The organism is Pseudomonas sp. Z3-8 (genome assembly GCF_051131975.1).
Classification (GTDB): domain Bacteria; phylum Pseudomonadota; class Gammaproteobacteria; order Pseudomonadales; family Pseudomonadaceae; genus Aquipseudomonas.
This window is the reverse complement of sequence record NZ_CP071643.1, coordinates 1,574,745-1,597,349: the sequence shown is the minus strand read 5'-3', so window position 1 is coordinate 1,597,349 and position 22,605 is coordinate 1,574,745. Positions and strand designations below refer to the sequence as shown.

The 22,605-nt window shown below is 60.9% G+C and carries 21 protein-coding genes; 8 read left to right on the top strand and 13 right to left on the bottom strand.

Features of this window, described 5'->3' with window-relative positions; all coding sequences use genetic code 11:
- Positions 1 to 97: 97 nt before the first annotated feature.
- The 3 genes from J3P94_RS07520 to J3P94_RS07510 form a co-directional block, all read right to left on the bottom strand.
- Positions 98 to 1,444 carry an ATP-binding protein gene (locus J3P94_RS07520; protein WP_434572400.1) on the bottom strand — a complete coding sequence of 449 codons (1,347 nt, stop codon included), beginning with the start codon at positions 1,442 to 1,444 and terminating at the stop codon, positions 98 to 100.
- Positions 1,441 to 2,118, bottom strand: coding sequence for a response regulator (locus J3P94_RS07515; RefSeq protein WP_434572398.1), 678 nt, complete (start codon positions 2,116 to 2,118; stop codon positions 1,441 to 1,443). The genes J3P94_RS07520 and J3P94_RS07515 overlap by 4 nt, the downstream gene beginning before the upstream one ends.
- Before the next feature lie 90 nt (positions 2,119 to 2,208).
- The gene (locus J3P94_RS07510) at positions 2,209 to 2,808 is read right to left on the bottom strand and encodes a hypothetical protein (RefSeq protein WP_434572396.1); all 600 of its coding nucleotides are present in this window, start codon (positions 2,806 to 2,808) and stop codon (positions 2,209 to 2,211) included.
- A 142-nt stretch (positions 2,809 to 2,950) separates the two neighbouring features.
- On the opposite strand from J3P94_RS07510, the gene J3P94_RS07505 reads away from it, so the two are divergent.
- Both J3P94_RS07505 and J3P94_RS07500 read left to right on the top strand, forming a co-directional pair.
- Complete coding sequence (locus J3P94_RS07505) at positions 2,951 to 3,739, top strand: dienelactone hydrolase family protein (protein ID WP_434572394.1); 789 nt, start codon at positions 2,951 to 2,953, stop codon at positions 3,737 to 3,739.
- A gap of 107 nt (positions 3,740 to 3,846) precedes the next feature.
- On the top strand, positions 3,847 to 4,572 hold the full coding sequence (locus J3P94_RS07500) for a 4'-phosphopantetheinyl transferase family protein (protein ID WP_434572392.1): 726 nt from the start codon (positions 3,847 to 3,849) through the stop codon (positions 4,570 to 4,572).
- Between the two features lie 201 nt (positions 4,573 to 4,773).
- Here the strand turns inward: J3P94_RS07500 and J3P94_RS07495 are convergent, their stop codons facing one another.
- Together J3P94_RS07495 and J3P94_RS07490 are read right to left on the bottom strand one after the other, a co-directional pair.
- Positions 4,774 to 6,384, bottom strand: coding sequence for an ATP-binding protein (locus J3P94_RS07495; protein ID WP_305499381.1), 1,611 nt, complete (start codon positions 6,382 to 6,384; stop codon positions 4,774 to 4,776).
- On the bottom strand, positions 6,381 to 7,103 hold the full coding sequence (locus J3P94_RS07490) for a response regulator (RefSeq protein WP_434572389.1): 723 nt from the start codon (positions 7,101 to 7,103) through the stop codon (positions 6,381 to 6,383). The genes J3P94_RS07495 and J3P94_RS07490 overlap by 4 nt, the downstream gene beginning before the upstream one ends.
- Before the next feature lie 857 nt (positions 7,104 to 7,960).
- Between J3P94_RS07490 and J3P94_RS07485 the strand changes: the two genes are divergently transcribed.
- Together J3P94_RS07485 and J3P94_RS07480 are read left to right on the top strand one after the other, a co-directional pair.
- Positions 7,961 to 10,852, top strand: a complete 2,892-nt coding sequence (locus J3P94_RS07485) for a ribonucleoside-diphosphate reductase subunit alpha (protein ID WP_434572388.1) — start codon at positions 7,961 to 7,963, stop codon at positions 10,850 to 10,852.
- A 103-nt stretch (positions 10,853 to 10,955) separates the two neighbouring features.
- Positions 10,956 to 11,687, top strand: coding sequence for a hypothetical protein (locus J3P94_RS07480; protein WP_434572386.1), 732 nt, complete (start codon positions 10,956 to 10,958; stop codon positions 11,685 to 11,687).
- Positions 11,688 to 11,830: 143 nt separating this feature from the next.
- On the opposite strand, the gene flgE is transcribed toward J3P94_RS07480, so the two are convergent.
- From flgE to J3P94_RS07450, 6 genes are all read right to left on the bottom strand, one after another.
- The gene (gene flgE / locus J3P94_RS07475; protein ID WP_434572384.1) at positions 11,831 to 13,147 is read right to left on the bottom strand and encodes a flagellar hook protein FlgE; all 1,317 of its coding nucleotides are present in this window, start codon (positions 13,145 to 13,147) and stop codon (positions 11,831 to 11,833) included.
- Positions 13,148 to 13,175: 28 nt separating this feature from the next.
- Complete coding sequence (gene flgD, locus J3P94_RS07470) at positions 13,176 to 13,898, bottom strand: flagellar hook assembly protein FlgD (RefSeq protein WP_434572382.1); 723 nt, start codon at positions 13,896 to 13,898, stop codon at positions 13,176 to 13,178.
- Positions 13,899 to 13,913: 15 nt separating this feature from the next.
- Positions 13,914 to 14,357, bottom strand: a complete 444-nt coding sequence (flgC, locus tag J3P94_RS07465) for a flagellar basal body rod protein FlgC (RefSeq protein WP_434572380.1) — start codon at positions 14,355 to 14,357, stop codon at positions 13,914 to 13,916.
- Positions 14,358 to 14,360: 3 nt separating this feature from the next.
- Entirely contained in the window at positions 14,361 to 14,768 is a 408-nt protein-coding gene (gene flgB, locus J3P94_RS07460) for a flagellar basal body rod protein FlgB (RefSeq protein WP_434572378.1), read from the bottom strand.
- A gap of 354 nt (positions 14,769 to 15,122) precedes the next feature.
- Positions 15,123 to 15,950 (bottom strand): protein-glutamate O-methyltransferase CheR, encoded by an 828-nt coding sequence (cheR, locus tag J3P94_RS07455; RefSeq protein WP_305499372.1) that lies wholly within the window; start codon positions 15,948 to 15,950, stop codon positions 15,123 to 15,125.
- A gap of 54 nt (positions 15,951 to 16,004) precedes the next feature.
- Complete coding sequence (locus tag J3P94_RS07450; protein WP_434572376.1) at positions 16,005 to 16,931, bottom strand: chemotaxis protein CheV; 927 nt, start codon at positions 16,929 to 16,931, stop codon at positions 16,005 to 16,007.
- A 78-nt stretch (positions 16,932 to 17,009) separates the two neighbouring features.
- Between J3P94_RS07450 and flgA the strand changes: the two genes are divergently transcribed.
- The 4 genes from flgA (at position 17,010) to J3P94_RS07430 (ending at position 19,605) form a co-directional block, all read left to right on the top strand.
- Positions 17,010 to 17,774, top strand: coding sequence for a flagellar basal body P-ring formation chaperone FlgA (flgA, locus tag J3P94_RS07445; protein ID WP_434572374.1), 765 nt, complete (start codon positions 17,010 to 17,012; stop codon positions 17,772 to 17,774).
- Between the two features lie 161 nt (positions 17,775 to 17,935).
- Positions 17,936 to 18,250, top strand: a complete 315-nt coding sequence (gene flgM / locus J3P94_RS07440) for a flagellar biosynthesis anti-sigma factor FlgM (protein WP_305499366.1) — start codon at positions 17,936 to 17,938, stop codon at positions 18,248 to 18,250.
- 48 nt (positions 18,251 to 18,298) lie between these two features.
- A complete protein-coding gene (locus tag J3P94_RS07435) occupies positions 18,299 to 18,766 on the top strand; it encodes a flagella synthesis protein FlgN (protein WP_434572372.1) in 468 nt (155 codons plus the stop codon).
- 92 nt (positions 18,767 to 18,858) lie between these two features.
- Complete coding sequence (locus J3P94_RS07430; RefSeq protein WP_434572370.1) at positions 18,859 to 19,605, top strand: flagellar brake protein; 747 nt, start codon at positions 18,859 to 18,861, stop codon at positions 19,603 to 19,605.
- A 64-nt stretch (positions 19,606 to 19,669) separates the two neighbouring features.
- On the opposite strand, the gene J3P94_RS07425 is transcribed toward J3P94_RS07430, so the two are convergent.
- Positions 19,670 to 21,037 (bottom strand): MFS transporter, encoded by a 1,368-nt coding sequence (locus tag J3P94_RS07425; protein WP_434572368.1) that lies wholly within the window; start codon positions 21,035 to 21,037, stop codon positions 19,670 to 19,672.
- A gap of 70 nt (positions 21,038 to 21,107) precedes the next feature.
- On the bottom strand, positions 21,108 to 22,349 hold the full coding sequence (locus J3P94_RS07420; protein WP_434574122.1) for a glutamine synthetase family protein: 1,242 nt from the start codon (positions 22,347 to 22,349) through the stop codon (positions 21,108 to 21,110).
- Positions 22,350 to 22,605: the final 256 nt, after the last annotated feature.

Sequence of the window (22,605 nt, the reverse complement as noted above, 5' to 3'; positions counted from 1 at the left end):
AGCAGGCTCGCTCCCACAAGGGATGATGAACGCTGAAAGTCCAGTGTGGGAGCGAGCCTGCTCGCGAAGAGGCCAGTGCAAACACCAAGGATCCCAGTCAAACCACCGGAAAATGAATCCGGAACGCCGCCCCGCCCAGCTCTGAATCTCCCAGCGTCAACCGGGCGCCATAGCTCTCGATGATGTCTTTTACCACCGCCAGGCCGATCCCCTGCCCCGGATGTTGGCGATCCAGCCGTTCACCCCGCTGCAGGATCCGTGCACGCTGGTCCGGTGGCACGCCCGGTCCATCGTCCTCGATGCTCAACTCCGTCCCGCCGAGCGTCTGGTGCACGCTCACTCGCACGTGCCCCAGGCACAGCCGATAGGCGTTTTCCAGCAGGTTGCCAAGCATCTCCAGCAAGGCGCCCTGCTCGATCGGCACCTGGCAATCCTCCGGCAGGTCGAATTCGACCTGCACGCGCTTGTCGCGATAGACCTTGTCGAGGGTGTCGCAGAGGCTTTGCAACACCGGGCGCAAGGGCACCTGATGGCGCACCAGGCCGCTTTTGCGCAGGCTGGCGCGCTGCAACTGGTAGCCGATCTGCTGGCTCATGCGCTCGATCTGGGTTTGCAGCACCCAGGCCTGCCCACGATCCTCGGGACGCCGGGCCATGTCCTCGCTGACGCCTTGCAGCACCGCCAGCGGAGTCTTGAGGCTGTGCGCCAAGTCATCGAGGGAGTCCCGATAACGGCTGCGCTGCTCACGCTCGCTGTGCAGCAGGCGGTTGAGCGAGCTGGTCAGGCGCAGCAGCTCGCGGGGATGCGCGGTGCTGAGGCTTTCGCGGGTGCCGGTTTCGATTTCGTCCAATTCCTGACTCAGGCGCCGCAACGCCCGCAAGCCCCAGGTCAGGCCGATCCATAACAGCGCCAGCAGCACCGCCAGCGCGGCGCCGAACCCCAGGTAAAGGTTTTCTCGCAGGCCTTGCAGCGTCATTTCGTAATCGTGCACCGGCTGCAGGGTGACGATGCTGAACGCCGCGCTCTGGCCCCCGAGCAGCTTGACCTCGACGTCGTAGACGAAAAACTCCTGGCCGTTGTCCTCGCGGATGCGTGCAAACTGGTTGCCCAGCCCGTCGTAGCGCGGCGCGTAGTTGATGTGTTCTTCCTGGGTCGCCTTCGAACGCCAGACCAACCGCCCTTCGCGATCATAGATGTAGCCCAGCAGGCGGGCATCGGCGAGGTTGAAGCGCTCATCGGGCAATTGCGCCGGCATCTTCAGGCGATTGTTTTCGACCCGGGCGGCGGAGATCAGCGTGGTCACGTCCGAAGCCAGGCGCTGCTCGATGGATTCCTGCAAGGCCAGGCTGAAGGCGCCCTGCATCGCCGGCAGCAGCGCCAGCATGAACAGCACCGCCAATGTCATGGCGGCCAGCATCAACCGCAACCGCAGCGAACGAATCACTGGCAGCGCTCGTTGAACAGGTAACCCAGGCCACGCACGGTATCGATCGGCTTGAACCCGGCCGGGGCTTCCAGTTTACGGCGCAGGCGCCCGACCAGCACTTCGATCACATTGGGATCGCGCTCGTCGTCATCGGGATAAAGCTGCTCCATCAGGCGATCCTTGGCGACCACCTGCTGGTGATGGCGCATCAGGTACTCGAGGATGCGGTATTCGTAGGCGGTCAAGGCCAGCGGCTCGTCACCGAGGGACGCCTGCTTGCGGTTGAGGTCGAGCAACAATGGACCGGCGACGATGGTTGACTGGGTGAAACCGCTGGAGCGACGCAGCAGTGCATTCAGCCGGGCTTCGAGCTCTTCGAACTGAAACGGCTTCACGACGTAGTCATCGGCCCCGGCAGCCAGGCCTTCGACCTTGTCCTGCCAGTTGCCGCGGGCGGTCAGGATCAGGATCGGAAAGGTCTTGTCCTGCGAGCGCAACCGGCGAATCAGTTCCAGGCCGCTGATACCCGGCAGGCCCAGGTCGATCACCGCCAGGTCGTGATTGAATTCGCCGACCTGGTACAAGGCTTCCTCGGCATTGGCCACGGCCTGGACCACATGGCCGCTGTCGGTGAGACGGGTTTGCAAATGGTGGCGCAACAACGCTTCGTCTTCGACAACCAGTAGTTTCATGGGCCTCTCCCAGGCGAATCAAACAATTTCCAACCAAAGGCGCCGGATCGTACGCGCCGATCCGGCTGCATTCCATCATTGCCTTGCCGCCTAGAACGTATAGTTGGCGGACAGGTAGGTCTGGGCGCTGCTGGTCAGGTCCAGCGACCCCACCTTGGCGCCATCGCGCGGGCTCATCTCGGTGCTGGCATTGCTGCGCAGGTAACGGTAACCCAGTTCCACCGAGGTGTTTTGCGAAATCTGCTGCAGCACGCCGCCTTGCAAGCCAACGGCATAGCCGATATCGCTGTCGCGGCTGAAACCCGGGGAATCCTGGGTCAACTTGGTCAGGCCCGCCGTGCCACCTCCGAACAATTTGGTGCTGGCGGTCACCGGATAGAACAGATCGTAGCTGCCCAGCAGGTTCTCCTGGCGCAGCTTGATTCCGTTGTGGGTGCCCGATACGTTGTCGTAGGTGGCGTAGTAGCGGCCCTGGTCATTCTGCCGACCCAGGCGCAGGCCGTAGGTGGTGTCCTTGCCGATGATACCGTCGGCGTTCGGGTTGTTCAGCGCGCTGTCCAGGGCATTGGATTTCTTGACCTTGTCGCTGGTCTGGCCGAGGGTCAGGCCGGCGAAGTTGTCATCGGCATGGGCCAGGGCGCTGGCGCCCAGCACGGTGAAGGCCAGCAGCAGTTTTTTCATAGCAGTCATGGTCAGGTTCCTTGTGATGCGGTGGTTGTGTGAAGTCGCAGCCACGATATCCAGGGGTCCCTGAACCCCTCTTGAACGTTCTCTGAACCTGGGCTGAATGAATCGGCTAGTCTGTTCCAACAAACTTTTAAGGAGATCGATCATGCGCAGGTTGCTTGCTGTTGTACTTCTGGCCTTGAGCGGCGCGAGCCACGCCGCCATCCAGACCCAGGAGATCCCCTACACCAGTGCCGACGGCACGAAGCTGATCGGCTATTACGCCTATGACGACGCGGTCAAAGGCCCGCGTCCCGGCGTGGTGGTCGTGCATGAGTGGTGGGGGCTGAACGACTATGCCAAGCGCCGCGCCCGTGACCTCGCCGGCCTGGGCTACAGCGCCCTGGCCATCGACATGTACGGCGACGGCAAGAACACCGAGCACCCGAAGGACGCCCTGGCCTTCATGCAGGCCGCGCTCAAGGATGGCAAGGCGGCCAGCGCGCGCTTCCAGGCCGGACTCGACCTGTTGAAGAAACAACCGCAGACCGACCCGGACAAACTCGCCGCCATCGGCTACTGCTTCGGCGGCAAGGTGGTGCTGGACGCGGCGCGCCAAGGCGTTCCACTGGCCGGCGTGGCGAGCTTCCACGGTGCGCTGGTCACTAACACGCCGGCCACCCCCGGCAGCGTCAAGGCCAAGATCCTGGTGGAACACGGCGCGCTGGACAGCATGGTCACCGAGGACAACGTCACCGCGTTCAAGAGCGAGATGGACAAGGCCGGCGCCGACTACAAGTTTGTCAGCCTGGAAGGCGCCAAGCACGGCTTCAGCAACCCCGACGCCGACCGCCTGAGTCATGGCGAACATGGAGGGCCGGACATCGCCTACAACAAGGAAGCTGACGAGAAGTCGTGGGCGGATATGCAAAAGTTCTTCAAGAAGATTTTCTGACACATACCGCGCCTGTGGCGAGGGAGCTTGCTCCCTCGCCACAAAAGCCATCCCGCTCAAGCCGCTCCCACTACCCAGGCGCAAGCCAACCCGGCAAAATGCCCGGCATGAACCCACTCCCTGCCCTGCCCGCCTGCTGTTCGCCCCTGGATGACCAATGGCTCCTGCCTGATGCCCTGCCCGATACGGTGCTGCTCAGTACTCGCTTCGATCCGTTGTTGCTTGTCGCTGACGATTTTCCCAACAGCGCCATCGAGCCTCCGCCGAGCATCCGGCGTTCGGTAGCCAAGCGTCAGGCGGAGTTTCTCGCCGGGCGGATCTGTGCCCGGGCGGCGTTGCTGCGGCTCGACGGTCAGGCCGACGTGCCGGCCATCGGCGAAGACCGCGCCCCGGCGTGGCCGGCCCATGTCAGCGGCTCGATCACCCACAGCACCGGCCGGGCCGCGGCAATCGTCGCGCAAAAGCGGGATTGGCAAGGGCTGGGCATGGATCTGGAAAACCTCCTCGACCCCGAACGCGCCGAGCGCCTGGCCGCTGAAATCCTCACCCCGGCGGAACTGCTGCGCATGGCCACCGCGCCGCAGGATGACCGCGCATTGCTGGTCACCCTGACTTTTTCGATGAAAGAAAGCCTGTTCAAAGCGCTGTACCCCATCGTCGGGCAGCGCTTCTACTTCGAGCATGCCGAAATAGTCGAGTGGTCCCACTCCGGGCACGCGCGGCTGCGCTTATTGACCGATTTGTCGACCGAGTGGCGCCATGGCAGTGAGCTGCAGGGGCAGTTTGGGGTGAAGGATGGGCAGTTGTTGAGCCTGCTGGGCGTCAAGGCCTGAGATTTCTGGTGTTTTACAGGGCCTCATCGCGAGCAAGCTCGCTCCCACAGGTGGGATGCATTTCAATGTGGGAGACTTTCGGGGACCTCTTCGCGAGCAGGCTCCCACATGGATTCGGGGTTGGGCACGGCATTGGCGTTCACCAGATCCACTGTGGGAGCGAGCTTGCTCGCGATGACGGCAGGTCGGGCACCCCATATTTCAAGACCGATCCTGATGCCTCGGCCAGCTCAAGCTGAAACACGCCCCGCCCAGGCGCTTGCTCTTGCCGATCAGCGCCCGGCCGTCGTGCCAATGGATGATCCGCCGCACAATCGACAGCCCCAGCCCATGGCCGCCCGACGCGCGTGCGCGGCTGTCGTCCAGGCGCAGGAATGGCTTGAACACCCGCTCCCAGGCCGCCTCCGGTACGCCCGGGCCGTCATCCTCGACATCGACCCGACAGCGCAACTGGCCGACCTGGTAACTGACGGTCACCTGGGATCTGGCGTGGCGCATGGCATTACCCACCAGATTCTGCAACGCCCGATGCAAAAAGCGTGGCTCGGCCTCGACCCAGGCGCCGTCGCAATCGGCGGCGGACAGGCACAGGCCGCGCTCAACGGTAATCCCCGCACGCAACGGGCCCAGTTCTTCGATAACCTGGTTGACCAACGCATCCAGGTCGACCCGTTGGAAATTCAACGCCGGCGACCCTTGCTCCAGCCGTGCATACGTCAGCATTTCATCCACCAGCCGATCCAGGTCTTCGATATCGTGATCCATGCCGGCCAGGTACTTGTCCCGGGCCTCGGGCGTGCTGGCACTGCCGAGCATTTCCAGGCCGAAGCGCAGGCGCGCCACCGGCGTACGCAGTTCATGGGACACCGCGCGCACCAACTCGCGCTGGATCGCCAGCAGTTGCTGCAGGTGCTCGGCCATGCCGTTGAACGCTGCTGCCAGGCGCCCGACCGAGTCAGCGCCCCGAGCGGGTACGCGGGTCTCCAGGCTACCCTGGGCGATCTGGGTCGCGGCCGACTCCAGGCCACGCAGACGCCGCTCCAGCTGGCGCACCAGCAGATAGACAATCAGGCCGATCAGGCTCAACCCGAGTGCGGCAATCAGCACCAGCCACTCGGGCGGGTACGGATTCATCTGGTACAGCGGGCCGATTTCCAGCACCCACGGCGTCCCCACCATGCCGGCGAACACCCGGATCGAGTCGGCACCCTTGCCCAGGGCCATTACCGTGTCGCCCTCGGCCACCCGCCGGCGCTGGTCGTCGTCCATGTCCGCCTGCTCGACAGTCATCAGGCGCAGGTCGAAACCGAAGCCTTTTTCCTGCTTGAGTTGCGCCAACCGCTCGGGTTGCTCGGCCACCGGATAGCGCACCAGTTCGTCGGCCAACAGGTAAATGGTCGCCCGGGCCAGTTGCTCGCTGATCTGGCGAACCTCCCCGACCAGGGTCAACTGCTCGCCATCGCTGACCAGCCGATAAACCTTCGCCGCATGCGGCCCGATCTGCTCCACCAGGACCTGCCCGCGCAGCACCCGGGTGCGCTGGCCCAGGTCGAGGTCGGTCTGGCTGAACGTCTGCAACGCCAGCGGAATGCCCAGCAGGCGCTCCCACACCGCCAGGGCCCGGCGCCGTTCGGTGTCGTTCATCGGCCGCAGGTTGTCGGCCATCAAGGAAAACGTGCCATGGGCCAGGCGCTCGCGGTATTGCTCGCCGCGCGTCTGGTTGAGCAGGTGCAGCGCCAGCACGCCAAGCACCGCCACCAGCACCAGTGCCGCGCACATGCCGCCATAGATGCGCAGGAAGATGGAGTTCACGGGGTCGCGTCTACGCAGGCTTCAGGGACGAACAGGTAGCCTTTGCTGCGGATGGTCTTGATCAATCGAGGATGGTCCGGGTCGTCGCCGATCTTCGGACGGATGCGCGAGATGCGCACGTCGATCGAGCGATCCTGGCCGTCGTAGCCGATACCGCGCAGGGCGGTGAAGATTTCCTCGCGAGACAGGATGCGCCCGGCGTTGGACACCAGCAGCCAGAGCAGGTCGAATTCGGCGCTGGTCAGCTCGATACCGTTGCCCTGCAGCCAGGCTTCGCGCAAGGCGTTGTCCACCACCAACGGGCCGAACTCCAGGCGCCGCTGCTTCGGCGCTGCGGACGGCTCCGGCTCGCTACGCCGCAACAGGGCCTGGATGCGGGCCAACAGGACGCGCGGGCGCACCGGCTTACAGACATAGTCGTCGGCGCCCAGGTCCAGGCCCTGGATCTGGTCGGTGTCGTCAGCCCGCGCGGTGAGCATCAGGATCGGCCCGTCGTAGTACTCGCGCGCCTTGCGGCAGATGCTCAAGCCATCTTCGCCGGGCAGCATCAGGTCGAGAATGACCAGGTCCGGCTGCTCGTCAATGATCCGCTGCGCCGCCACCGCGCCGTTGCCCTCGATGGCGACGCGCAGGCCGTTGCTTTCCAGGTATTCGCGGGTCAGCTCGGCCAGGCGCTGGTCATCCTCGACAATCAATATCTGCCAGGCTTCTTGTTCCACGGAGGGGCCTCGTCTTGTTGTAGCTATAAAAAGAAAGGATGAACGCTCACCCTGTGGCGAGGGAGCTTGCTCCCGCTCGGTTGCGCAGCGACCGTAAAATTCCGGGGCCGCTACGCAGCCCAGCGGGAGCAAGCTCCCTCGCCACAACAGTGCCCATTTGAAAACCTGCGTCCTCCCATCTTTTTGTCATATCAAAGGAGGATCATCGCGCTCATGCACCGGCCGATTGTATAAACGGCGGCGGTATGGAAAACAAGCGGACAAATGCGTTCGGTCGAGCCGGATGTGTGTGGTAACGTGCGCGCCCGCAAAAACACCAAGCTGTTTTCGGCCGGTCGAAATCGTTGAAAAAAGGCTCGCTCCAGCAAGGTCGCGGCCTACAGAGCAGTTCCACGTTTCGCACACAAATTACGCACAGGCTTATCCACAGGTAGCACGTTGATTCATCCCCCAAAACGCATTATCTTGTAGCCCGCCGCGCAAAAAACCCTACATGTAGGGTTTCAGGCCAAAAACCAAACACAAGTCGGATAGAGAATTCAAGCGCTTTTCTTGCCTCTGTCTTGCTGCAACAGCGCATTTTTCCAAACCCAGACCGCCCCTGCGGATGGCAACTGTTTCCAAGGTCGAAAACGACCGGAACGGTACGGGTGTTGCAGTCCTTTGCTGCCACCCGGCAAACCCGGTTTCGAGCCCAGGCTCGTGACCCGAGAACTTCGGATGGAAGCGGTGCCACCGGCCCGCTTCCTACTGTCCCGAAGTTGTTATACCCGGCGCCAGCCGGTTGTAGTGCTTCAGGACGGAACGGTGGGCACCGTGATGGTGCCCAAATAAACATAGAGAACGTGGAGACACCCATGCACACCGACACAACTCGCGAGAACCCGCAGGGCACCGCGCCGCTGGCCGCCGATTCGAGCCCGGATCTGTCCGCCACCGCGCCTGGCCAGCTGCGCGTGATCAAGCGTAACGGGACTGTCGTTCCTTACACAGATGACAAGATCACCGTCGCCATCACCAAAGCGTTCCTCGCAGTTGAGGGCGGCACCGCTGCCGCCTCGTCGCGAATCCACGACACCGTGGCCCGCCTGACCGAACAGGTCACCGCGACCTTCAAGCGTCGCATGCCGTCGGGCGGCACCATTCACATCGAAGAAATCCAGGACCAGGTCGAACTGGCCCTGATGCGTGCCGGCGAGCAGAAAGTCGCCCGCGACTACGTGATCTACCGTGACTCCCGGGCCAAGGAACGCGCCATCCGCACGCCGGCCGACGCACCGGTCCAGGCTCACCCTTCGATCCGCATCGCCCGCGCCGATGGCAGCCTGGCGCCACTGGACATGGGCCGCCTGAACACCATCGTCACCGAAGCCTGCGAAGGCCTGGAAGAAGTCGACGGCGACCTGATCCAGCGCGAAACCCTGAAGAACCTCTATGACGGCGTCGCGCTCAAGGACGTCAACACCGCACTGGTGATGACCGCGCGGACCCTGGTGGAACGCGAGCCGAACTACTCGTTCGTCACCGCCCGCCTGCTGATGGACACCCTGCGCGCCGAAGGCCTGAGCTTCCTGGAAGTTGCCGACAGCGCGACCCACCACGAAATGGCCGACCTGTACGCCAAGGCCCTGCCGGCCTATGTCGCCAAGGGTATCGAGTACGAATTGCTGAACCCTGTCCTGGCCGAATTCGACCTGGAGAAACTCGGCAAGGCGATCAACCACGAGCGCGACCAGCAGTTCACCTACCTGGGCCTGCAAACCCTGTACGACCGTTACTTCATCCACAAGGATGGCGTGCGTTTCGAACTGCCGCAGGTGTTCTTCATGCGCGTGGCCATGGGCCTGGCGATCGAAGAAAAGCAGCGTGAAGACCGTGCCATCGAGTTCTACAACCTGTTGTCGTCCTTCGACTACATGGCGTCGACCCCGACCCTGTTCAACGCCGGCACCCTGCGTCCACAACTGTCGAGCTGCTACCTGACCACCGTGCCGGACGACCTGTCGGGCATCTACGGCGCCATCCACGACAACGCCATGTTGTCGAAATTTGCCGGTGGCCTGGGCAACGACTGGACCCCGGTTCGCGCATTGGGCTCCTACATCAAGGGCACCAACGGCAAATCCCAGGGCGTCGTGCCGTTCCTCAAAGTGGTCAACGACACCGCCGTTGCGGTCAACCAGGGCGGCAAGCGCAAGGGCGCGGTCTGCGCCTACCTGGAAACCTGGCACATGGACATCGAAGAGTTCATCGAGCTGCGCAAGAACACCGGTGATGATCGCCGTCGTACCCACGACATGAACACCGCCAACTGGATCCCGGACCTGTTCATGAAGCGCGTCTTCGATGACGGCAAGTGGACCCTGTTCTCGCCATCCGAAGTGCCGGACCTGCACGACCTGACCGGCAAGGCCTTCGAAGAGCGCTACGAGTACTACGAAGCCCTGACCGAGTACAACAAGATCAAGCTGTTCAAAGTCGTCCAGGCCAAAGACCTGTGGCGCAAGATGCTCTCGATGCTGTTCGAGACCGGCCACCCATGGCTGACCTTCAAGGACCCGTGCAACCTGCGCAGCCCGCAGCAGCACGTGGGCGTGGTCCACAGCTCGAACCTGTGCACCGAGATCACCCTGAACACCAACAAGGATGAGATCGCAGTCTGCAACCTGGGCTCGATCAACCTGCCGAACCACATCGTCGACGGCAAGCTGGACACCGCCAAGCTGCAACGCACCGTGAACACCGCCGTGCGCATGCTCGACAACGTGATCGACATCAACTACTACTCGGTACCGCAAGCGAAGAACTCCAACTTCAAGCACCGTCCGGTCGGCCTGGGCATCATGGGCTTCCAGGACGCGCTGTACCTGCAGCACATCCCGTACGGTTCGGACGCTGCGGTCGAGTTCGCCGACAAGTCCATGGAAGCGGTCAGCTACTACGCGATCCAGGCCTCCTGCGACCTGGCCGACGAGCGCGGTTCGTACGAGACGTTCCAGGGTTCGCTGTGGTCCCAGGGCATCCTGCCGCTGGACTCGCAACAGATCCTGATCGCCCAGCGTGGCCAGAAGTACATCGATGTCGACCTGAACGAATCCCTGGACTGGGCACCGGTTCGCGCCCGTGTGCAGAAAGGCATTCGTAACTCCAACATCATGGCCATCGCACCGACCGCCACCATCGCCAACATCACCGGCGTGTCGCAGTCGATCGAACCGACCTATCAGAACCTGTATGTGAAGTCGAACCTGTCGGGCGAATTCACCGTGATCAACCCGTACCTGGTTCGCGACCTCAAGGCTCGCGGCCTGTGGGACTCGGTCATGATCAACGACCTGAAGTACTACGACGGTTCGGTACAGCAGATCGAGCGCATCCCGCAGGAACTCAAAGAGCTCTACGCGACCGCGTTCGAAGTGGACACCAAGTGGATCGTCGACGCCGCCAGCCGTCGCCAGAAGTGGATCGACCAGGCTCAATCGCTGAACCTGTACATCGCCGGCGCTTCGGGCAAGAAGCTCGACGTGACCTACCGCATGGCCTGGTACCGTGGCCTGAAAACCACCTACTACCTCCGTGCCCTGGCCGCCACCAGCACCGAGAAGTCGACCATCAACACCGGCAAGCTGAACGCGGTTTCCAGCGGCGGCAACCACGGTGACGATTCGGTCCTGGCCGCTCCAGCCGGCCCTGCGCCAGTGCCAAAAGCCTGCGCCATCGACGAGCCGGATTGCGAAGCTTGCCAATAAGCTGAGCAGGTAGGCGCTGCAAGGCGCCTGCTGAAGAAGCCCCCGATAGACCGCTGGTTTATCGGGGGCTTTTTTGTGCGTTATGGCCATCAGGAGAAAGCAGATGCCATTTGATTCGAAGGCTTACACCCTCGCGTATTACAGCAGAATAGAGAACCACGAATACCCCCGCCTCCAGGCTTGGGAGTTTCTCTGGGAATATATTTGGACCTTCGAAGGAAACTGGGGAGCCCTGACGTCTAAAAAGCAGATAGAGATGACAGCACTGCATCTGGGTTTCTATCTGGCGAACTGGGGAATGTACCGAGGTTCTTCAAGACTGCTGAAAAATAGCAATCTGGACCTAATGAAAGATCTAGCCAGAATTTTATTCAAGGGTGACGGCCCCAAGCTTTTTGAGTTGACGCTTAAAGACTTCTCTCCTTCAGTTGACCAAAAACAGTTAAGGCGCAACCAGGCATTACTCGACTCTGTCGTGGCCTCGATAAAGGCCTTCGAAGGAGCAAAGGTATCCTGGACTGACACCTTGATTACTAAAATCTTATTAGGCGTATGGGGCGAGTACCCTGCGCTAGATAGATTTTTCAAAGCTGGTCGCGTCAATCTATATCCATATCGAGCTCACGTAGGAACAGTCAGTGGCAAAGGACTTACAGCGCTAGCCAAAATCATAGAAGAAATGAAGCTGGAATTTCCGACCCTGAAAACCAAAAAGGCACAGCTGCCGTACCCAACCGGCAGACTGTTTGACATGGCTCTTTTTGAGCACGGTTTCGATATTGAAGAGAAAAAAGCACGCGAAAGAGGAAAGTCCCTTTCTACTGCGGATGATTGACCTGTCGCGCAAATCCACTGAGTCCAGCGCGTGCCGTTAAAGCCGATAGTCATCCTTTTCAAGCGGAAACTGAGAATCATGGCCGCACAAAAAAGCCCCTCTCGCGAGGGGCTCCTTGTGCAGCCTTCAAACAGCCATCGACATCAAGCCATCTGAATGATGGTCTGCATGATGGTGCTCTGGGTGGAGATGGTCTTGGCGTTCGCCTGGTAGTTGCTTTGCGCCTTGATCAGCTCGACCAGTTCGTTGGTCAGGTTGACGTTGGACTCTTCCAGGGAGTTGGAGACGATCGAACCCAGGGTGCCGGTCTGTGGCGCATCGTAGCCCGGGATGCCCGAGGCGAAGGTTTCCTTCCAGCTGGTGCCACCTACTGGCTGCAGGCCCTGCTCATTGGTGAAGCTGGCGAGGGCGAGCTGACCAATCGGCTTGGTCTGGTTGTTGCTGAAGTTGGCCAGCAAGACGCCACTGCCGTCGATGGTCAGGTTAGTGATCTGGCCAGTGGCGTAGCCGTTCTGGGTTGGGATCGAGCGCGCGGTATCGGCGTTGAACTGGGTGGTGTTGCCCATGGAAATCGTAATGGTCGGCGCACTGGCGGCACCGTTGGCGGTCCATGTTCCGTTGGTCACGGTGCCAGGAACCCAACCAGTCAATACCAGATCGCTGTTGATAGTCGGCGCAGTGGCAGGCGGTACTGGCGGCGTGCTGACCTGCGTCAACCGGCCACTGGAATCAAAGGTCATGGTCGAAGGGATCGGCGCGTTCGCACCGGTCGTGGTCGGCGCGCTGCCATTGAGGTTACGACCGTCGATCAAGGTGTAGACATTCCAGGTGTTGCCGGAAGTCTTGACCATGTACTGGTCCATTGAGTGCTGGTTGCCCTGGGTGTCATAGACCGGGGTGGTGAACTGCTTGGTGAAGGTAGCGGTGTCGGCCGGATTGAACGCGGCTGTGATCGGCGTCGCTGTCGAGTTCAGGTTGATGGTCGACGATACCAGGCTAGTGGCGGTCGGCGGCAGGTTCGAAGTGTCGATGCGCAGGTCGGTCAGGATGCCGTTCTGGATCTTGCCGTTGGCATCCACGCCATAGCCCTGCAGGCGAGCAGTGCCATCACTGTTGGTGATGAAACCTTCCTTGTCGGTCTTGAACGTACCGGCACGGGTGTAGCTCAGGGAACCGTCGTTGCTCAGGACAAAGAAGCCCTGGCCCTGGATGCCCATGTCCAGCACGTTGCCGGTGTTGTTCACGTCACCCTGGCCGAACTGCTGGGAAACGTTGGCCAGGCGCACGCCGTTGCCGACGGTCTTGCTGCCTGAACCCAGCTTGGTGGCCGAGTAGACGTCTTCGAATTCCGCGCGGGACGATTTGAAACCGGTGGTCGCCACGTTGGCGATGTTGTTGCCGGTCACATCCAGCTGTTTGTTGGCTGCATAGAGACCGCTAAGGCCGATGTTGAAAGACATGTTGACTCCTTTTGCCGGTTAGTCGGCTCTACATACCAATAGTTTGTACTTTGGACAGGGCAATGCTGCCCAGTCCGGCCAGGTTGAGCATCAGCTCACCACCCGTCTGGCTGATCGTCACGCTGCTGACCGTGGCCGGCAGGTTGGTGATCAGCGATGTGGCCTGGCCATCGATGGTGGTCGAGGCCGCGAAGGTGTACGTGCCCGACTCGACCGTCGTGCCCGCGTCGTTCTTGCCATCCCAGATGAAGGCGGAGTTGCCAGACTTCTGGCTGCCCAGGTCAATGGTGCGGACCGTCTTGCCATCCTTGTCCATGATCTTGACGGTGAGGGAGGACACTGCCGCCGGTACCACCACCGTGCCGTTGAGGCTCTTGGAGGTGTCGACCACGGCCTTGTCACCGGGCGCGATGACCGAGCGACCGACCAGGGACGAAGCCTGCAACGCCTGGGACGAGTTGTAGTTGCCAGCGATGCCGCTGACGGTGTCGTTGAGCGTGGTGATGCCTTCCAGGCTGCTGAATTGCGCCAGTTGGGCAACGAACTCGCCGTTATCCTGTGGCTCCAGCGGGTTCTGGTTTTTCAGCTGGGTCACGAGCAGTTGCAGGAACGCATCCTTGCCCAGCTCTTTATTGCCGGAGGCAGCGTTGGTTGCCGCGCCCAGGCCATCGGTCGTGGTGTTGGTCTTGACCGAGGAGTTGGCCAGAATCTCGTTGAGGCTCAAACCGCTGGTGGTGTTGGTGACGCTCATGTGACTCGCCCCTTATCACTGACCGAGGGTCAGGACCTTCTGCATCATGGCTTTGGCGGTGTTCATCATTTCGGCGTTGGTCTGGAACGAACGACTGGCGGAAATCATGTCGGCCATTTCTTCAACGACGTTGACGTTCGGGTAGTAGACGTAACCCTTGGCGTCGGCGGCCGGATGATTCGGCTCGTAACGGGCGTCGAGGTTGCTCTGGTCTTCAACCACGCCGAGCACCTGCACACCCTGCCCGGCCGCGTCCTGATTCTGGAACAGCGAGTCGCTGCCGCCGGACTGGCCACCCTGGAACATGGTGGCGAATACCGGGTGGCGGGCGCGGTAGGTCTGGTCGATGCTCGACGAGACGGTCTCGGCGTTGGCGATGTTACTGGCGACGGTGTTCAGGCGAGTGGTCTGGGCACTCATGGCACTGCCGGCGATGTTGAATACGCTCGCGATCGACATGAATTACTCTCCACGCAGGGCTGATACCAGCCCTTTGAATTTACTGTTGAGCAGGGTGAAGCTGGCCTGGAAGTTCACGGAGTTTTCCGCGTAGTTGGACTGTTCCAGTTGAGCATCCACGGTGTTCTGGTCGATCGACGGCTGCATCGGCGTGCGATACATCAACGATCCGTCGCCACTGCCAACGCCCTCGGCTTCGATATGACGGTTGTTGGTCATGTTCAAGGCGAAGTGGCCGTTCTTGGTTTTTTCGTTCTGCTCGGCGAGCACCTTGGAGAAGTCCAGGTCACGGGCCTTGTAGTTCGGGGTGTCGGCGTTGGCAATGTTGTTGGCCAGGACTTCGGCACGCTGGGCGCGGAAGCTCAGGGCCTGTTCGTGGATACCGAGCGCTTTATCGAAGCTGATGCTCATGGCGGAAACCTTTGGGTGACCAGAATGTTCGTACGATGGCTTTAGCAATCACCGTGCCACTTTCCAAAAGCCCGTAAACCGGGGCTTTGCGGGGATCGGCAAAGCGGCAATGCCAGAAAAGCGGCAATCGGTTTCCGCTGGCTGCCGCTTTTCTGCCGCTTTCATCCAGACAATGGGGGACGAATGTGGGAGCGAGCTTGCTCGCGATAGCGATCTGTCTGATACAAGGATTTTGGATGTGCCGCCGCTATCGCGAGCAAGCTCGCTCCCACAGGGATGTGTTGGATTGGAGAAACTGGAGGGCAAAAAAAACGGGAGCCCCGTAGGGCTCCCGTTTTTTATAACCCAGGCCAATCACTTCGCCTGATAGATGATCCCCGGACTGCACTGGACCATCTGGTAATGATCCGGCAAGCCGTTCAACGCCTCGGACGCGCCCAGGAACAGGTAGCCGCCCGGCTTCAGGGTGCTGTGGATACGCAGCAGGATGTCTTTCTTCACCTCGGCGGAGAAGTAGATCAGTACGTTGCGGCAGAACACGATGTCGAACTTGCCCAGGCTGGCATAGCTGTCCAGCAAGTTGAACGAGCGGAACTCCACGCGGCTCTTGATCGGCGCCTTGACCACCCACTTGCCCGGCCCTTTCGGATCGAAATAGCGTTGCAGGCGATCAGGCGACAGGCCACGGCCGATCGCCAGGCTGTCGTACTCACCGGTCTTGCAGTTGTTGAGCATGGTCCCGGACAGGTCGGTGGCGACAATTTGCACGCCCATCTTCAGCTGGCCGAGGTTGGAGCGCTCGAACTCATCGATGGACATCGACAGCGAATACGGTTCCTGTCCCGACGAGCAGGCCGCCGACCAGATGCGCAGGCGTTGCCCCGGACTGGCCTTGATGGCCGCCGGCAACACCCGGTTCTTCAATACCTCGAAGGGATAGGTATCACGAAACCACAGGGTTTCGTTGGTGGTCATCGCATCCACCACCATCTCGCGCAAACCGCTGCGTGGCTGGGTCTGGATGCGCTGCACCAGTTCGCCCAGCGACTTGAGCCCCTGTTGTTCCATCAATTTGTTGAGACGGCTCGACACCAGGTACTGCTTGTTTTCACCAAGCAAGATGCCACAGGCTTTTTCCAGGAAGACCCGGAACTGTTCGAAATCCAAATTACCCGTAGACAAGATACCGCCTCTTTTCACTGTGTTGACTTGCCGGGCGCACAACGCGCCCGACCTTTATTCTGCTGCCTTGATTCGCTCGACCACACGCGACGCCAGGTCATCGGGCCGGAACTTGGCCAGAAAATCATCGGCGCCGACTTTCTTGACCATCGCCTGGTTGAAAACCCCGGACAACGAAGTATGCAAGATGATGTGCAGCTTCTGCATGCGCGGGTCGCTGCGAATCTCCGATGTCAGCGTGTAGCCATCCATCTCCGGCATCTCGATGTCGGAAATCATCATCAGGAACTCTTCTTCCGGCTTCTTGCCCTCATCGACCAACTGGCGCAGGTAATCCAGCGCTTGCCGTCCGTCGTTCAGGGCGATCACTTCGACGCCGACCGTTTGTAGACAACGCGTGACCTGCTTGCGTGCCACCGAAGAATCGTCGACGGTCAGGACCCGCAGCGAAACCGCCTTGTGCTGCGTCTCGGCATCCACCACGCCGACGGAAATCGTCTCCGGGGTCGGCGCTACTTCGGCGAGGATCTTCTCCACGTCGATGATTTCAACCAACTGGTTGTCGACCCGGGTCACCGCCGTCAGGTAGTGATCGCGGCCGGTGCCCTTGGGTGGTGGATGGATCTCTTCCCAGTTCATGTTGACGATGCGCTCCACCGACCGCACCAGGAACCCTTGGGTCTTGGTGTTGTACTCGGTGATGATCACAAACGGATTGCTCTGATCCAGCAGCCGACCGGAACCGGTCGCCATTGCCAGGTCGAGAATCGGGATGGTCGCACCCCGGATATTCGCCACACCGCACACGACGGGACTGGATTTCGGCATCAGGGTCAGCTTAGGGCATTGCAGCACCTCGCGGACCTTGAATACGTTGATCCCATACAGTTGTTGGCCATCGAGACGGAACAACAACAGCTCCAGGCGATTCTGACCGACCAGCTGTGTGCGCTGGTTTACCGAATCCATCACTCCCGCCATGCCCTGACTCCTACCTAACGCTAATGTGTCCGACGCGCATTCATCACTAAACGGCACGGGGCTTGCTATTGAACCGGCATGAACGCACAAACGACATTTTCTCGACGCCTGACCACCCACTGCCGCCATTGGCTCGGTGCACTGTTGGCCGTCTGCCTGTTCGCGGTCGGCGGACGCGCCGTCGCTGATGTGCCGGTTACCTTGCCTGATCTCCTTATCGGCGTCACGCAGGGCTTTCTTGAATTCACCGTAGAAGACTATCTGGCAACCAGTCAAACCGAAGGTCGCTACGAGATCGAAGTCAACCAGCTCGATCCGCGCCTGCGCATGCCGACGTGCGACAAGGAATTGACTGCCTCGCTGGAAAGCCCGGCCAGGCCCCTGGGTCGGGTCACGGTGAAGGTACGTTGCGACAGCGCCGCGCCCTGGACGGTTTTTGTGCCCGCTCAAGTGCGGCTGTTCCGCGAGATCGTCACGACCACCCGTCCGCTCAAGCGCGCCGGGATTGTCGAGCCCCAGGACGTGGTGCTGCGTGAACGCGACATCAGCCAGATCAGCCAGGGTTTCCTGACGTCCGTCGATCAGGCCATCGGGCAGAAACTTGTCCGACCAATGGTCGCCGATCAGGTCGTCACCCTCGTGCACCTGGAACAGGCCGAAGTGATCCGCAAGGGCGACCAGGTCGTCATTACCGCCCGCAGCGGCACCCTGGCCGTGCGGATGCCCGGCGAGGCGCTGGCCAATGGCGGCGTACGCGAGCAGATTCGGGTGAAGAACCTCAATTCGAAACGGGTGATCAAGGCGCAGGTGATAGCGCCCGGCCACGTGGAAGTGGCCATGTAACGGGGTAGACAGGCTGGCGCTTGACCTCGGTGTTCCCTAGACTGTGCCTTACGCAAAGGCAAGCGCAGACGTGCGCACGTTCATTTGATAAATGAGCCTAAAGTTATTTTGGGAATGGCCGAAAACATGGCAAGCGTCCAAATACCCAGAGGTTTTTTACCATGGTCATCGATTTCAATCGTTTAAACAGCTCCTCGCCGCTGACAGGCACAACGCGCACTGGCGCCAGCAAGGAAACCGTCGAAACCGACAAGTCCAAGCCGGCTGACAAGGCCGCCACTGTCAACAACGGGGAGTCGGTACACCTCAGCAATGAGGCTCAGCAGTTGCAGAAGGTCACTGACAAGCTGCGCGATCAACCTGTCGTCGACGACGCCCGCGTGGCGCAGTTGAAAGCAGCAATCGCCGATGGCAGCTATAAAGTCGACAGCAACCGTGTAGCCAGCAAACTGCTCAACTTCGAAGCCCAGCGCTAGGCTGATGCCAGCGCCAGGCTTTTGGACGCTTAAGACCCAAGGCCAGCCATGCACGATACTAATTTGTTGCAATTGATCATCGACGACTTTGCCCCGGCGCAACAATTGCTGGAGCTGTTGCAGACCGAAGCCCTGGCATTGCACGGGCGGGATATGCCTCTGCTGGAAAATCTTCTGGCGCAGAAACAGGCATTGATCATTTTGCTCGATCAGCATGGCCGCAAGCGCAGCGAGATTCTCGCCAGCCTCAATCTGCCCGCTGACAACAACGGCCTCGCGCAACTGGCCAGCCAGTCGTCGGTTGGCGATCAGCTGTTGTCGCAAAGCGCGGTGCTCAATGACCTGCTCAGCCAGTGTCAGGCCGCCAACGCCCGCAACGGTCAATCCATCCAGATGCAGCAAGTCGCTACCGCCAACCAGTTGCGGATCCTCAATGGCGGCGAAATCCCTACGCTCTACGACGCTCGCGGTTCGACCGCTAAAATGGTCAAGCACCGTCCGCTCAGCCAGGCGTGAAATGAACGATGCCTGCGCACTATCAACGCGCGATACATGCTGGCAAAATGCTGGCTCTTTGTAGTCGTATTTTGCCTGGAGATTGACCCACCGTGTTCAATGCCACAAACGCGGATGATGCTCCGCAGCCGCCCATGGTCCTCACCACTCCCCTGGAAATCTCCGGCAACCTGCGGATGCTGCAAGAGAGCCACGACCCCCTGATCATTACCTTTCATGAGCGCACCCAGCGTTTCCAGAGCTACCTGGTGGATGTCGATCGCGAGACCAACACCATCGCCCTGGACGAAATGATCCCACGGGACGGCGAGCGTTTCCTGCTGGCAGGCGAGCCGTTTCGGGTCGAGGGTTTTCATGACGGCGTGCGCATCGCGTGGGAAGGCAACGGGCCCCTGACTATCCAGGACTCGAAGGACGGCCGCTGCTACCGCGGCGCCCTGCCTGAAGAAGTGGTTTACCACCAACGCCGCAACGCCTTCCGGGCCGCACTGAAACTGGCGCAACTGGTGAATGTTGAACTGGGTGGCGACAAGCTGAAGTCACCGGTGAACGGCAAACTGCTGGATATTTCCGCAACCGGCTGCAAGCTGCGCTTCGATGGCGACATTACCGAACGCCTGCAACTGGGCCAGGTCTACGAACGCTTTGTCGCCGCCCTGCCCTTCGGCAACATGACCGCGCCGGTCGAACTGCGCTACCTGCATTTTGAAGAGCGGATCAATACCACCTTCGCCGGTGTGCGCTTTCACAACATCAGCGGCCTGGTGCAGCGCCAGGTCGAACGCTTCGTGTATCAATTGCAGCGTGAAGCCCGTCGGTTCGACAAAGACGATTTCTGATTTTCGCGGGCGATAAAAAACGGGCAATCCTTGCAAGGATTGCCCGTTTTTTTTTAACGCCGCTTCAAGGCCTGGCCTGGGTGAAATCGGAGGCTGGCGGTTCGTCGTCCGCGCCTTCGGTGACCGGCTCCAATTCCGGCTCAGGCTCAGGCTCCACGTCGGGGTTGGGCGAGGTCTGCATCTGATCCTGGACAACCTGCTCGTCTACCCGAGGGTCGAGACATGCCACCAACGGTGAGCTGGTCATGTTGTCCGGCATGGCCACGTGGTGCAGCGGCGCATCATCGACCTGATGCAAGTTGGTGACCGCTTTCGGCCGGATCCGCCACACCAGCACCAAAGCGAACAAGGCGAAAAATCCGTACAACATCTGGCTACCGAACAACTTCATCAGCACCCCGGCCGCCAACGGACCGATACTGGCGCCCACGCCGTAAGTCACCAGCAACATGGCCGTAAGCGACACTCGGCGATCGCCTTCGACGTGGTCGTTGGAAAACGCCACCGCCAACGGATACAAACAGAACTGCACCAGCGAACAGCAGAATCCGGCGATGAACAGGACTTCCACCGGCACCTTCGGCAGGATGGCCAGCGGCAACGCGCACACCACCAGGATCAGCGCGAAGCAGCGGATCAGCAGCGCACGATCGTAACGATCCGACAGCCAACCCAGCGGCCACTGCACCAGCAGGCCGGCAAAGATGCAGCTACCCATGAACAGACCGACCTGCTCGGTAGTAAGCCCCTGCTGGGAAGCGTACAGCGGCGCCAGGCCGTAGAAGGAACCGACGATCAGCCCCGAACCAAGCACCGTGGTCAACGATTGCGGCACGCGCTTGATAAAGAAGCGCGGCTCCATCGGTGCCGGATGCAGCGGCGCCGGGTGAATCCGCCGGGTCAGCGCCACGGGCACCAGGCACAGGGCGAAACACAGCGCCACCAGCATCAGCAATTCCAGGCCCAGGGCCGGGTGCATGACCAGGATCAACTGGCCCAGCACCAGCCCCAGGTACGAGGCGATCATGTAGCCGCTGAACACCACCCCGCGCTGCTTGGCCTCGGCCTGCTCGTTGAGCCAGCTCTCGATAACCATGTACTGGCACATCATGCCGAGGCCGACAATCATCCGCAGCACGATCCAGGCCGGCAGCCAGTTCACCAGGCCGTGGCCCAATACCGCCGCGCCGACGATCCCGGCGCAGGCCGAATAGGCCCGAATATGCCCGACGCGGGCGATCAGCCGATGGCCGATCTTGCCGCCCAGTACCAGGCCGAAATAGTTGGCGGCCATCAGCGCACCGACCCACAGGCTGTCGACGTTGTCGGCAGCCAGACGCAAGGCCAGGTACGTACTCAGGAGGCCCGAGCCGATGAGCATCATCAGCGAGGCGAAATAAAGCGCTCGAAAAGGTTTCCAGATTTGGCGCATCGGCGTTCCGAGCGGCTCCTTGAGGTGAGTGAGGGCTACCTTCTGAAGATAGCCCGAATGCGACGGTTGGTTATGCCTGGGCCGCCAGGACGCGCCGCTCCCAAGGCGTGATCTCGTCAAAGAAACTGGTCAGTTCCAGGCTCTTCGAAGCGATGTAACCTTCGATGAACTCGCTGCCGAACAGTTCCTTCGCCAAGTGGCTACGCTTGAGACGCTCAAGGGCCGCATGCAAGGTACATGGCAGGGAGAGATTCTCCGGCACTTCGAATTCGCCCTGGATTGCGGCGCTTGGCTCCAGCCGGTTTTCGATGCCATACAGCCCGGCCGCCAGGCTCGCCGCGATCGCCAGGTACGGGTTGGCGTCAGCGCCCGGCAAGCGGTTCTCGACCCGTCGGGCCGCCGGCGAACTGGCCGGAATGCGCAACCCGGCCGAACGATTGTCATGGGACCAACAGGCGTTGTTTGGCGAAGCAAACGGGTGGCACAAGCGGTGATAGGAATTCACGTTCGGCGCGAACAGTGCGGTGAAATCCGCCATGCCGGCCTGCTGCCCACCGATGAAGTGACGGAAAACAGCCGTCGGCTCGCCCGCCTCGTCGCTGAATACATTCCGCCCACTGTCCAGCTCGACGACGCTCTGGTGAATATGCATCGAACTGCCTGGCGTCTGCGCCAGGGGCTTGGCCATGCAGACCACCGTCAGGCCGTGCTTGAGCGCCACTTCCTTGAGCAAGTGCTTGAACAGGAACGTCTGGTCGGCCAGCAACAGAGGGTCGCCATGCAGCAGATTGATTTCGAACTGGCTCACGCCCATTTCATGCATGAACGTATCGCGCGGCAAACCCAACGCCGCCATGCATTCGTAGACTTCAGTAAAGAACGGTCGCAAGCCATTATTGGAGCTGACGCTGAACGCCGACTGGCCGTCTTCGCGGCGTCCGTCCAGGCCCACCGGCGGTCGGAACGGCTGGGTCGGATCCGGATTGGCTGCGAAGACAAAAAACTCCAGTTCCGTCGCGACGACCGGCGCCAGCCCATGCGCCGCATAGCGCGCTACCACAGCCTTGAGCTGACCACGGGTTGACAGCGGCGAGCTCTCCCCGCTGAGCTCGTCGGCGTCGCAAATCGCCAGGGCACGGGGCGGATGACTCCATGGCAAGCGATGGATCTGTTTCGGATCGGCCACCAGCGCCAGGTCGCCATCATCGCTGCCATAAAAACGCGACGGCGGGTAACCGCCCATGATGCATTGCAGCAGCACGCCCCGCGCCATTTGCAACCGCCGGCCTTCGAGGAAGCCCTCGGCGGTCATCACCTTGCCTCGCGGCACGCCATTCAAATCCGGCGTGACACATTCAATCTCATCAATGCCCGTCAGTCGCTGTGCGAGTGAACGCTGGCCATCGGTCGTCATGACGCAATCCTTGTTATGTGCGAGCCGCGAACGGCAACTCGTACAAAATAGGCTCCGGCTGTTCGGAATATCAAGCAGCTACAAAAATAAACAGCTGCTACTGAAACAACTGTGGGAGCGAGCCTGCTCGCGAAGGTGGCGGATCAGCCAACTC